This is a genomic window from Kitasatospora nipponensis (assembly GCF_039528135.1).
Classification (GTDB): domain Bacteria; phylum Actinomycetota; class Actinomycetes; order Streptomycetales; family Streptomycetaceae; genus Kitasatospora; species Kitasatospora nipponensis.
The window spans coordinates 20,683-32,350 of the sequence record NZ_BAAALF010000092.1 but is presented as its reverse complement, the minus strand read 5'-3'; the positions used below and the strand labels follow the sequence as shown (position 1 = coordinate 32,350).

Below are 11,668 nucleotides of genomic sequence, written 5' to 3'. Positions count from 1 at the left end.
CTAGCCGCTCGCCCTCCCCCCCCCTCCCCCCCCCAGCACGACCTCATGCCCACCGGGAGCCCCACATGCCCGCCCTGCAGCGCCTGGTCGTCTCACTATCGGAGACGGGCCGTGGACTCCCCCGCCGGTTCTGGTGGCTCTGGACGGCCACCCTGGTCAACAAGCTCGGCGGGTTCGTGGTGCCGTTCCTGGCGCTCTACCTGACCGCCGACCGGGGCTACTCGGCGGCGTACGCGGGTCTGGTCGCCTCGCTGTTCGGTCTCGGCTCGGCGATCGCGGGGATCGGCGGCGGGGGGGTGGCCGAGGCGGGGGGGGGGGCCGGGGGGGGGGGGGGGGGGGGGGGGGGGGATGCTGCGAGGCCGCCGCCGGCCCGCGCGGTCCGCCCTCGACCACCGTGGCGCCGGCCGCCTGCCGCCGGTCCACCAGGGCGGCCGCGTCCAGCCCGCCGCGGTCGACCGTCTCGGTGGCGAACCCGCGCACCAGCAGCGGGAAGTGGGCGACGATCCGCAGGCCCGCGGCCCGCTCGGCCGCGGACCCGGGCGCGAGCAGGCAGGGCAGGACGGCCTCCAGCGCCGCCCCGGTCACCTCCGCCTCGCCCGCCAGCGTGCGGACCGACCGGGCGGCCAGCAGCGCCGCCGCCTGCGCGGCCGCCAGCAGGGCGCCGGCCCGCCCGGCCGGACCGGTTCCCTGTGCGAGGGCGGCCCGCAGGCTGTGTTCGGACGCCCCCGACACCTGCAGAGGCCAGTCCTCCCACGCCGTCGTTCCGGTCGCCATCTCCTCAGCCTCCTGTCATGGCCCAGTCCTGAAAGCATCTGCGCACGGTCTATCAGGCTCCTCTAGTCCAGCCATGTCCGTGCCCGCTTCACCGGTCATACGCATCTTCCGCAACTAGCGTTCAGCTGGCCGTATATGCCACGGATGGGGGTCGCATAGGGGCCGCCCGAAGACTTCCGCCCAGAACGAATCGCTCACCAGTGCATGTCGAGTCGACAAGAAGGGTTCGGACTCATGGCACGCAGAGCCTTGCACGGTCTCCCGGCCGTCATCGGCGGCACACCACTGATCGAACTGCAGCATCTCGTACCGGAGTTCCGCTCCCGCCTGCTGGTGAAGACGGAACGTTTCAACCCGGGCGGCAGCATCAAGGACCGCACCGCGCTGGCGATGCTGCTCGGCGCGATCGAGAGTGGTGACCTGGACCCCGAGCGCTCGGTCGTCATCGAGTCCAGCTCCGGCAACCTCGGGGTCGGACTGGCCCAGATCTGCCGCTACTTCGGACTGCGCTTCATCTGCGTGGTGGACGCCAAGACCACCAGCCGCAACCTCGAACTGCTCCGCGCCTACCAGGCCGAGGTCGAGGTGGTCAGCCGTCCCGACGAGGAGAGCGGGGAGTTCCTGCCCGCCCGGCTGCGCCGGGTGCGCGAGCTGCTCGCCGCCATCCCCCACGCGTACTGGCCCAACCAGTACGCCAACCCCAACAACCCCCGCGCCCACCAGCAGACCATGCGGGAGATCGCCCAGGCGCTGGAGGACCGGGTCGACTACCTGTTCGCCTCGGTCGGCACCTTCGGCACGCTGCGCGGCTGCGCCGAGTACATCCGCACCCACCGGCTCGGTACCCGGATCATCGGGGTGGACGCCGTGGGCAGCGTGATCTTCGACCAGCCGCCGGCACCCCGGCTGCTGCCGGGGCACGGGGCGAGCATCCGCCCGCCGCTGACCGACGCCTCGCTGGTCGACGAGGTGGTGCACGTCTCCGACCTGGAGGCGGTGGTCGGCTGCCGGCGGCTGCTGCGGCGCGAGGCCGTCCTGGCGGGCGGCTCCTCGGGCGCGGTGACCGCGGCCCTGCTGGGCTACCGCGACCGCATCCCGGCCGGCTCCACCTGCGTGCTGATCTACCCCGACGGCGGCGACCGCTACCTGGACACCATCTTCAACGACGCCTGGGTGACCGAGAAGTTCGGCGAGGTCGCGCACCTGTGGAAGGACGCCCTGCCGCCGGCCGCCGCGACCCCCGCCGCCGGCGCCCAGCCCGTCGGCTGACCCCCTGCGGCCGGTCCCGCCCGGTCCCACCCGACCCCCAGGTCCACCCCGCTCCCCCACGCCCCCGTTCCCACTCACTCCTCAGGGAGGTACGTCCCCGATGAATTCCGGCCCGAAGCTGCGCGCGCTCTTCCCCGGCCAGGGCAGCCAGACGCCCGGCATGGGCAAGGCGCTGGCAGCGGCCTACCCGGAGGCCGCCGCCTGTTTCGACGAGGCGAGCGACGCCCTCGGCCTCGACCTGCGCGCCCTGTGCTGGGACGCCGCGCCCACCGTGCTGGCCGAGACCCAGAACGCCCAACCGGCCCTGCTCACCGCGGCGGTGGCCACCTGGCGGGTGCTGGAGCAGCGCGGCGTGCGGCTCACCGCGACCGCCGGGCACAGCGTCGGCGCGGCGGCGGCGCTGGTCGCCGCCGGCAGCCTGCCGTTCGGGCGGGCGGTGCGACTGATCCGGCTGCGCGGCGAGTTGATGGCCGGCGCGCCCGGCGAGGGCGGCATGTGTGCCGTGGTCGCCGCCGGAGCGGACCGCGCGAGCGCGCTGGCCGCCGTCGAGCGGCACGGCCTGGACGTCGCGGCCGACAACAGCCCGCGGCAGTTCGTGGCCGCCGGCGAGCTCACCGCCGTCCGCGCCCTGGCCGCCGAACTGGGCGCCCGGGTCAAGCTGTTGGACGTCTCGCACGCCTTCCACAGCCGGCTGATGGCACCGGCCGCCGAGCGCTGGGCCGAGGCGGTGGCCGACACCCGGCTGGCCGACGCGGCCGTCCCGGTCGGCCTGGTGACCACCGGCTCGTTCGCCACCGGCGCCGAGGACCTCGCCAAGGACCTCACCGCCGCACTCTGCGCACCCGTGTGCTGGCAGGACCTGATGACCGAACTGGCGGGCCGGGGCGACGCCCCGATCGCCGCGCTGGGACCGGCCCAGGCGCTGGTCAGCCTGGCCAGGCACTTCCCCGACCGACCCCAACTCACGCTCGTGAACACGCCCACATCGCTGGAGGCCTTCGTGCGCCGGCTGGAGGCCGAGGACCGATGACCGACACCGCACCCGCTGCGACCACCACCCCCGAGGGGACCACCGCACCCGAGGCGGGAACCGCTCGACCCGACATCCCCGCACCGCCCTTCGCCCCCGGCACGGTCGCCCTGGTGACCGGCGCCTCGCGCGGCATCGGCCGTGGCTGCGCGCTCGCGCTGGCCCGGGCCGGCTGCGACGTGGTGGTGCACTACGCCACCCAGGAGAGCGCCGCCAAGGAGGTGGCCGAGGAGATCCGCGCGATGGGCCGCGAGGCGATCACCGTGCGCGCCGACGTGGGCGTGGAGGCCGACGTCAAGGAGCTCTTCAAGGCGATCCGCGCGCAGTTCAAGCGGCTCGACGTGGTGGTGGTGAACAGCGGCATCACCGCCGACGGGTTCCTGGCCACCATGAGCCTGGACAAGTGGCAGAAGGTGATCACCACCAACCTCACCGGCGCCTTCCTGACCTGCCGCGAGAGCGTCAAGCTGATGCACCGCACCGGCGGCTCGATCGTCATGATCGGCTCGACCAGCGGCATCGTCGGCCAGCCCGGGCAGCTCAACTACACCGCCAGCAAGGGCGGCATGATCGCCCTCGCCAAGGGCCTGGCCCGCGAGGTGGCCGAGCGCTCGATCCGGGTCAACGTGGTCGCCCCCGGCTTCACCGAGACCGACATGCTGCGCGGCATGGAGCCGCGGGCCCGCGAGCAGCTGGTCGCGATGGTCCCGATGAAGCGCACCGGCAGCGTCGAGGAGGTGGCCTCGGCCGTCACCTACCTGGCCTCCCCGGCCGCCGGCTACATCACCGGCAAGGTGCTCACCGTCGACGGCGGCCTGACCTCCTGATCCGCCCCCGCACCCCTGTCCGAACCCCCAGAAGGAGACGTACGACATGTCCCAGTCCTATGACGAGCTGCTCGACCAGGCCACCCGCCGCGCCGCGCTCAACCACCGCGTGAAGGTGCTGCTGGTGGAGAGCCTGGGCCTGGAGATCCGGCCCGAGCTGATCGGTGACGACCAGCCGCTCTTCGGCCGCGGTCTGGAGCTGGACTCGCTGGACACGCTGGAGATCGTGGTCATGTTCGAGGAGCACCTCGGCGTCACCATCTCCGACGACGACCGGGCCGCCTTCGGCTCGGTCAACAAGCTGGTCGACTTCGTGGTGGCCTCGCTCGGCGAGATCCCGCAGGTGGAGGCGATGGCGTGAGCAACTCCGCACCGGGCGGCGCGGACGGGCGCAAGCTCACCTTCGACGCCAACCAGATCCGCGCCCTGCTGCCGCACCGCTGGCCGATGATCTTCGTGGACCGCGCCTACGACGTGATCCCCGGCAAGTCCGGCTACGGGATCAAGAACGTGACCGTCTCGGAACCGTACTTCGCCGGCCACTACCCCGACCAGTCCATCATGCCCGGCGTGCTGATCGTCGAGGCGATGGCCCAGCTGACCGCCGTGGTCTACGCCTCCGCCTGGAAGGAGGAGGCCGTCCAGCTCACCGACGCGGACGGCCCCGACACTCCGGCCGCCGCGCCCGACACCGCCGGCCGGGTCGGCTACCTCGGCGCGATAAGGCAGATGAAGTTCAGCCGGCTGGTGGTCCCCGGCGACCAGCTGGTGCTGCGGGCCGAGCTCGGCAACGCCTTCGGCACCCTGACCCCGGTCACGGTGCAGGCCAGCGTGGGCGGCGACCTGGTCGCCAAGGGCTCGCTGACCGTCACCGAGCGCAGCAGCGGAGGCGGTAATGGCCTCCAGTGACCTGCTGATCCGTCCCTTCACGGCCGAGGACGCGGCCGCCGTCGCCGAGCTCTACACCCGCTACCCGGACAGCCCCAACTGGGTCGACCGGGCGCTGGACGCGGCCATGGTGCGCACCGAACTCGCCGAGCGGGGAACGGTCCTGTTCCTCGTGGTGGAGGACGCCGGCGAGGTTCTGGGCACCATCGGCATGTTCCGCGGCACCGGGCGGCGCGTCGTTCCCGAGCACGAGGTGGTGGGGGACATGTTCTTCCTCAGCCCTCGCGTGCGGGGCGGCGCGCTCGCCGGCCGGCTCTTCACCCAGGCCTTCGTGACCCTGCGCGAGCTGGGCGTGGAGACCATCCGGCTGACCGTCAACCCGGCCAACCAGCTGGCGCTGCCGCTCTACCGGCAGCTGGGCTGCGTGGTCACCGGGCCGGCCGAGGCCGGCGAGGACGGCAACATCGAGATGGTCAGCTACATGCCGAAGATCGTCAGCCGGCTGCGCAGCGAGCACGCGCACCTGATCCCGCCGAACCTGCCGATGGCCGCCGCCTGGCGCTACCAGGCCGACGGCATCGCCACCCAGGCCCTGGGCAAGGAGACCGAACGGATCGGCGGGCGCACCGTGCTGCGCACCGCGCTGGCGGTGGGCGAGCTGGTCTTCCAGACCCTGCTGGACCCGGCCACCGGCGAGATCCTGCACACCTCGGTGGGCGCCGAACCCGGCGAGGACCCGCAGCTGCCCTGCGCCCCGGCCGCCCCCGAGCAGCGGGTGACCGGCTACCGCGAGGGCGGCTACACCCTGACGGTCCGGCACGACGACGGCGCGGTGCACGTGCACCACGACGACTGGACCGGCCCGCTGCTGCAGGAGACCTGGCCGGTCTTCGGGCCGGCCTACCTCACCGGCTGGCGCCAGGCCCTGCGGCGCGAGCTGACGGTCCGTCCACTGCCGGACGGCTGGCTGGTCAGCGAGCGGCAGCAGGACGGCGTCCTGCACCGCGAGAGCCGGCTCGTCGACGCCGCCCTGCACCAGCGGACCTGGTGGACCGGTGGCCCGGTGCCGCCCGGCCCGCTGCGGACCCTGCTGGTCAACGGGCTGCGCTCGGCGCTGCTGCTCGACGGGGACGGCCACCGGCCGGCCGGCCGCGGGCTGTGGCCGATCGACGCCACCGAGTTCGGCGCGGCCCGCGCCGAGCTCGACCCGCAGCCGCGGCTGGCCTGGTGGGAGCCGGGCAGCCGGTTCACGCTGCGGCCGCACTGGCCGGCCGCCGCCCGGGCCGCGCTGGTCACCGACTCGCTGGTCACCCTCGACCACCCGGCCGAGTACGCCTACCACGTCGAACTCGACCGGGCCGAGCTCCCGGGCCTGTCCGACGGCGCGCCGCGCCCGGCGGCGGCCGCGGGCCTGACCCCGCTGCCGGCCGAGCCGGCGCCGGTGGAGCCGCCCGCAGCGCCCGGGCCGTGCGAGCTGTCCGACCACTCCGGGCCGTGTGAGCAGTGCGAGCCGTGCGAGCAGTCCGGGCAGCGGCCCGGTCCGGCGCCGGTCGCGGCCGGCTGGGAGGACCGGACGGTGGCCCGCCGGGCGGTGCACCGGCTGACCGAGGGCGAGCAGCAGCTGCTGCTCGACCCGGCCGCCGGCGGGCTGGTCTCCTGGCAGTCGGCGGGCCGCGCCGTGCTCGCCACGCCGTTCCCCAAGTCCCGTGCCTTCGCCCGCAATCCGCGCTGGCGGGCCGGGCTCTGGGTGAGCGGGCACGGGGTCCGCGAGGACGAGAACCGCGGGCTGGGCTGGGGCGAGGTGCCGGAACCGGCGGCCTGGCTCTTCGAGCCGGACGGCGGTGGCCTGGACTCCCCCGAGCTCTCCTGGACGCCGACGGTGACCGCCGACGGCATCGCGGTCACCGTGCGGGCACCGGCCCGGGCGCAGGACGGCGAGCTGGTGGTCTGGCTCACCCCTGCCGCCGGCCGCTCCCCCGGGTACCTGGTGCCCGGCGCCGCCGGCGAGGTCTGGTCGCTCGACAAGCCGGGCTCCTGGCAGCGCTGGACCCGGGCGGCCGCCGTCGAACTGGCCGACGGCCGCTGGCTGGCGGTCACCGCCGGGCAGCCGGCCCACTCCCGGCAGCCCGGCCGGCACGAGATCCTGCTGCGCCACACCCCCGCCGGGCCGCTGCTGGCCCTGGTCGCCCGCCAGCCGCGCGGCAGCGCGGGCGCGGCCCACTGGCCGATCGCCGTCCTGTCCGGGGCGGCCGCGGCCCGGCGCCACCTGGGCGCCGCGAGCGGCGCGCTGATCGGCTGACGCCGCCGCACCACCCACCCGACACCGGAAACACCGCACCGCACGACACCCCACCGCACGACACCGCCCCCCCACCGCACCGCACCGCACCCACCGAGCAGAGTCCAAGGAGCGTCACCACCATGACCAGCATCGCCCAGCACTACGACCGGATCCGCGCCACCGTCGGCGTCTACACCCCCGGCGCCGCCCTGGTCGCCGTCTCCGGTCTGGAGCGCGGCGTCGTCCTCGGCCGCGTCCTGGCCAAGGACAGCGAGTACGTCGAGCCGGACACCGCCCGCGACACCCTGATCCTGGACGAGGACGGCGGCGTCTGGGACGCCGTCATCCACATCGAGCTGGACAACACCAGCTGGCTGATCGCGCAGACCCGCACCGACCTGGCCGACCTGCTGCGCGCCGCGGCCCAGGACCTGGAGGACGTCGAGGTGCTGGACGCCGCCGGCGAGCAGCTCGCGGTGGCCTTCGAGGGCCCCAAGGCCTGGCGGATCGCCGAGAACCTGGTCGACTTCGAGATCTCCAGCCTGGTCCTGCACGGCGTCACCGCCATCGACCTGCCCGGCGCGGACGGCGAGTCCGGCGTGCTCACCCGGATCGGCACCACCGGCGAGTACGGCTACCTGCTGCTCGCCCCGGCCGGCGCCGACCCGCTGGCCACCGTCCTGCGGCAGGCCGAGGAGCTCGGCGGCGGCCTGGTCGACGAGGCGGCGCTGGCCCGTACCCGCGCCGAGGTGCGCCACCCGCAGCTCGGCGACCACACCGCTGGGCTGACCGTGCGCGAGGCCGACCTGGAGTGGCTGGTCAGCTGGAACCGCGAGGACGAGTTCCGCGGCGGCGAGGCGCTGCAGGCGGCCGCCGACCCCGAGCGCGGCCTGATCACGCTCAGCGCGCCGGCCGGTGCCGTCCTCGTCGAGGGCGCCGCGATCCTGGCCGGCGACACCGAGGTGGGCCGGCTGCGCGCGCTCTTCCCGAGCACGCAGGGCGCCGTGGAGCTGGCGCTCGGCCTGCTCGCCAAGCCCTTCGACGTGCCCGGCCTCGAGCTGCGTACCGAGGCCGCGGACGGCACCGCCGTCACCCTGACCACGGTCTCCTCCCCCGTGGTCGTCCCGCTGTCCTGGACCGAGCGGATCGGAGCCTGACCCCCATGCGCATCGTCATCACCGGCCTGGGCATGATCTCGGCCGTCGGAACCACCGCCGACGAGTGCTGGGCCGCCATCCAGGCGGGCCGCAGCGGCGTCGGCGAGGTGACCGTGGTGGACACCACGGGCCTGATCACCAGCAAGGGCGGCCAGTCACCGCTCGTCGACGAGCCGGGCGTGGACCGGTGCTTCACCCTGGCGGTGCGGGCGGCCACCGAGGCCGTCGAGCACGGCCGGCTGGCCGCGGCCGGCTACCCGGGCGACCGGGTGGCGGTCGTCATCGGCAGCAGCCTGGGCACCAGCCGCAGTGTCGAGCGGTTCCACGAGCAGTGGATCAAGCAGGGCCTGCGCCGGGCCGACGTGCGGCTGCTGCGCGGCTACGGCCTGCACAGCGTCGCCGACCTGGTCGCCGAGAAGCTGCAGCTCACCGGGCCGCGTTCGACCCTCTCCAACGCCTGCGCGGCCGGGGCGGTGGCCATCGGCTACGCCAGCGAGCTGCTCTGGAGCGGCGAGGCCGACGCGGTGCTGGTCGGCGGGGTGGACCCGCTCGCCGGGCTCTCCTTCAACGGCTTCCACTCGCTGGGCGCCCTCGACCACGACGCCTGCTCCCCCTACACCCGCTCCGGCGGGCTCAACCTCGGTGAGGGCGCCGGCTTCCTGCTGCTGGAGAACGCGGACGTCGCCGCCCGGCGCGGCGTGCCGGCGATCGCCGAGGTGGCCGGCTACGGCCTGTCCGCCGACGCCTACCACCTGACCGCGCCCGACCCGGGCGGCGACGGCGCCTCCCGGGCGATGGCCGCGGCCCTGCGCAGCGCCGGCCACACCGTCGAGCAGGTCGACTACATCAACGGCCACGGCACCGGCACGCCGACCAACGACAAGATCGAGCCCAAGGCGATCCGCACCCTCTTCAAGACCCCGCCGCCGGTCAGCTCGACCAAGTCGATGATCGGTCACACGCTGGGCGCGGCCGGCGCGGTGGAGGCCGTGGTCTGCGCGATGGCGGTGCGCGACGGCGTGCTGCCGCCGACCGCCAACACCGGTGGGGTGCAGCCGCCCAGCGGCCTGGACATCGTGCCGGAGACCTCCCGGCGCCAGGCCGTGGACGTGGTGGTCTCCAACTCCTTCGCCTTCGGCGGCAACAACGCCGCCCTGGTGATCCGCAACGCCGCGATGACCGACACCCCGCCGCCGGCCGCGGTCGCGGCTGCGGTGGGGCGCGAGGTGGTGATCACCGGTATGGCCGGGATCGCCGGCGCCGCGCACAGCCACGCCGACCTGCTGGCCGCCCTCTCCTCGGGCGAGCCCACCTACCGCGACCAGCTCGAGGTGGACGGCTACGGCTCGCGCCCGGCCGGCTTCATCGACTACAAGGCGATCGCGGCCGGCATCAACCCGGCCGTGCTGCGCAAGATGGACCCGACCAGCCGGCTGGCCGCGGCCGCCGTCAACGAGCTGCACCGCACCTACGGCAAGCCCGGCCGCCAGCAGGCCGAGCAGACCGGTCTGATCTTCGCCACCGGCCTGGCCCCGATCACCCCGGTCAAGGACTTCAACGAGGGCATCGTGCTGGCCGGCGGCCCCTCCGGCGCCAACCCGAAGTTCTTCCCGAACACGGTGGTCAACGCGGCCGCCGGGCACGTGGCGATCCTGCACCGCTTCAAGGGCATCACCGCCACCGTCTGCGCGGGCGGCACCAGCGCGCTCAGCGCCCTGCACTACGCCTACCGGCTGATCGCGCGCGGCGCCTCCGAGCGGATCGTGGTGGTGGTCGCGGACGAGTGCCCCGACGCCCTGGTGGCCGGCCACGTCAAGATCCCCGGCTTCCTCAGCGACAAGGGCGTGCGGCCCTTCCAGGGCGACGGGACGGTGCTCGGCGCGGGCGCGGTGGCGATCGTGCTGGAGTCCGCGAAGAACGCCGAGGAGAACGCCGTCACCCCGCTCGCCCGGATCGCCGGCTTCGGCCTGACCGGCGACGACAGCGGCATCGCCGGGCTGCACGCCGACGGCGCCGCCTGGAGCCGCTCGATGACCGAGGCGCTGCGCAGCGCCGGCCGCTCGCCCGAGGAGATCGGGCTGGTGGTGGCGGCCGCGATGGGCCGCCCGGTGGTGGACGGCGTCGAGATCGCGGCGCTGCGCGCCGGCGGGCTGGACCGGCGGCCGGTCACCGCCACCAAGTCGCTCTTCGGTGAGACCTACGGTTCGGCCCCCGGGCTGGGCGTGGTCGCGGCCGTGCAGGCGATCCAGGACGGATTCCTGCCCGGCACCTGGGGCGTGGACACCATCGACGAGCTGCCCGGCCTGGTGCCGCAGGGCGGCCGCGCCGGTGCGGTCGACCACGCCCTGGTCTCCAGCTTCGCCTACGGCGGCAGTTACCTGTCGCTGGTCGTCTCGAGGTGGGAATCATGAGCGTGGACCTGGCCGCGGAGAAGAACGAGAAGGGCACCGGCGCCGCCGTGCGGCCCGGGGACATCCTGGCCGCCGAGGGCCTGGTGAAGCGCTACGGCGAGCGCGCCGTGGTGGACGGCGTCTCGCTGAAGGTGGCCACCGGGGAGATCCTGGGCTTCCTGGGCCCCAACGGGGCCGGCAAGTCCACCACCATCGCGATGCTCACCGGGGCGCTGGCCCCCGACGCGGGCACGATCGCGGTGGACGGCCTGGACCTGGCCGCCGAGCCGCGCCGGGCCAAGGCGCTGATCGGCGTGGTCCCGCAGGAGATCGCGCTCTACCCGAGCCTGTCGGCCCGGCAGAACCTGGCCTTCTTCGCCGGTGCCTACGGCCTGGGCCGGGCGGTGCGCGAGGAGCGGATCTCCTGGGCGCTGGAGGTGGTCGGGCTGACCGACCGGGCCGGCGACCGGGTCTCCTCCTTCTCCGGCGGCATGCAGCGCCGGGTGAACATCGCGGCCGCCCTGCTGCACCGGCCGCGGCTGCTCTTCCTGGACGAGCCGACCGTCGGCGTGGACGCGCAGAGCCGCAACCAGATCTTCGAGACCGTGCTGCGGCTGCGCACCGAGTTCGGCATGTCGGTGGTCTACACCAGCCACTACATGCCGGAGGTGGAGCAGCTCTGCGACCGGATCGTCATCGTCGACGAGGGCCGGGTGATCGCCGAGGGGAGCCAGCAGGAACTGCTCGCCCCGCTCGGCCAGGGCCTGCTGGAGTGGTCGCTCAACGCGGCCGAGCAGGCCGCCCTGCCGAACGGCATCGAGGACCTCGCGGTGGCCTTCACCCAGCACGGCGAGATCACCCTGACCACCGTCGGCGAGGACGTGCCGACCCTGCGGGTGCGGGTCGAGGACATGCCCGCCACGCTGCGCCGGGTCAGCGAGCTGGCCACCGAGCACGGCCTGGGCCTGGGCGGCATCCGGCTGGGCCGGCCCGATCTGGAATCCCTCTTCCTCGACCTGACCGGTCGACAGATACGAGACGGTGCCTGATGA

General features: G+C 74.3%; 9 protein-coding genes and 1 pseudogene. All 10 read left to right on the top strand.

Annotation, left to right across the window (positions count from 1 at the left end; all coding sequences use genetic code 11):
- Positions 1–65 precede the first annotated feature (65 nt).
- Positions 66–314, top strand: a pseudogene (locus ABD323_RS23575) (MFS transporter); the annotation flags it as partial.
- Positions 315–1,008: 694 nt separating this feature from the next.
- Positions 1,009–2,043, top strand: a complete 1,035-nt coding sequence (gene sbnA, locus ABD323_RS23570; protein WP_344443900.1) for a 2,3-diaminopropionate biosynthesis protein SbnA — start codon at positions 1,009–1,011, stop codon at positions 2,041–2,043.
- 100 nt (positions 2,044–2,143) lie between these two features.
- On the top strand, positions 2,144–3,073 hold the full coding sequence (locus ABD323_RS23565; RefSeq protein WP_344443899.1) for an ACP S-malonyltransferase: 930 nt from the start codon (positions 2,144–2,146) through the stop codon (positions 3,071–3,073).
- Complete coding sequence (locus ABD323_RS23560) at positions 3,070–3,900, top strand: 3-oxoacyl-ACP reductase family protein (protein ID WP_344443898.1); 831 nt, start codon at positions 3,070–3,072, stop codon at positions 3,898–3,900. Before ABD323_RS23565 ends, ABD323_RS23560 begins: the two co-directional genes overlap by 4 nt.
- 46 nt (positions 3,901–3,946) lie before the next feature.
- Complete coding sequence (locus ABD323_RS23555; RefSeq protein ID WP_344443897.1) at positions 3,947–4,261, top strand: acyl carrier protein; 315 nt, start codon at positions 3,947–3,949, stop codon at positions 4,259–4,261.
- Entirely contained in the window at positions 4,258–4,809 is a 552-nt protein-coding gene (fabZ, locus tag ABD323_RS23550) for a 3-hydroxyacyl-ACP dehydratase FabZ (protein ID WP_344443896.1), read from the top strand. Before ABD323_RS23555 ends, fabZ begins: the two co-directional genes overlap by 4 nt.
- Positions 4,796–7,087 (top strand): GNAT family N-acetyltransferase, encoded by a 2,292-nt coding sequence (locus ABD323_RS23545; protein WP_344443895.1) that lies wholly within the window; start codon positions 4,796–4,798, stop codon positions 7,085–7,087. The genes fabZ and ABD323_RS23545 overlap by 14 nt, the downstream gene beginning before the upstream one ends.
- Positions 7,088–7,209: 122 nt before the next feature.
- Positions 7,210–8,226, top strand: coding sequence for an aminomethyl transferase family protein (locus ABD323_RS23540; protein ID WP_344443894.1), 1,017 nt, complete (start codon positions 7,210–7,212; stop codon positions 8,224–8,226).
- 5 nt (positions 8,227–8,231) lie between these two features.
- Positions 8,232–10,637 carry a beta-ketoacyl synthase N-terminal-like domain-containing protein gene (locus tag ABD323_RS23535; RefSeq protein WP_344443893.1) on the top strand — a complete coding sequence of 802 codons (2,406 nt, stop codon included), beginning with the start codon at positions 8,232–8,234 and terminating at the stop codon, positions 10,635–10,637.
- Positions 10,634–11,665 carry an ABC transporter ATP-binding protein gene (locus ABD323_RS23530; RefSeq protein WP_344443892.1) on the top strand — a complete coding sequence of 344 codons (1,032 nt, stop codon included), beginning with the start codon at positions 10,634–10,636 and terminating at the stop codon, positions 11,663–11,665. Before ABD323_RS23535 ends, ABD323_RS23530 begins: the two co-directional genes overlap by 4 nt.
- Positions 11,666–11,668: the final 3 nt, after the last annotated feature.

Coding starts and splice junctions, on each gene's coding strand:
- ABD323_RS23555 (WP_344443897.1), top strand. CDS start 3,947: ATGTCCCAGTCCTATGACGAGCTGCTCGACCAGGCCACCCGCCGCGCC.
- sbnA (WP_344443900.1), top strand. CDS start 1,009: ATGGCACGCAGAGCCTTGCACGGTCTCCCGGCCGTCATCGGCGGCACA.
- ABD323_RS23530 (WP_344443892.1), top strand. CDS start 10,634: ATGAGCGTGGACCTGGCCGCGGAGAAGAACGAGAAGGGCACCGGCGCC.
- ABD323_RS23560 (WP_344443898.1), top strand. CDS start 3,070: ATGACCGACACCGCACCCGCTGCGACCACCACCCCCGAGGGGACCACC.
- ABD323_RS23545 (WP_344443895.1), top strand. CDS start 4,796: ATGGCCTCCAGTGACCTGCTGATCCGTCCCTTCACGGCCGAGGACGCG.
- ABD323_RS23540 (WP_344443894.1), top strand. CDS start 7,210: ATGACCAGCATCGCCCAGCACTACGACCGGATCCGCGCCACCGTCGGC.
- ABD323_RS23565 (WP_344443899.1), top strand. CDS start 2,144: ATGAATTCCGGCCCGAAGCTGCGCGCGCTCTTCCCCGGCCAGGGCAGC.
- ABD323_RS23535 (WP_344443893.1), top strand. CDS start 8,232: ATGCGCATCGTCATCACCGGCCTGGGCATGATCTCGGCCGTCGGAACC.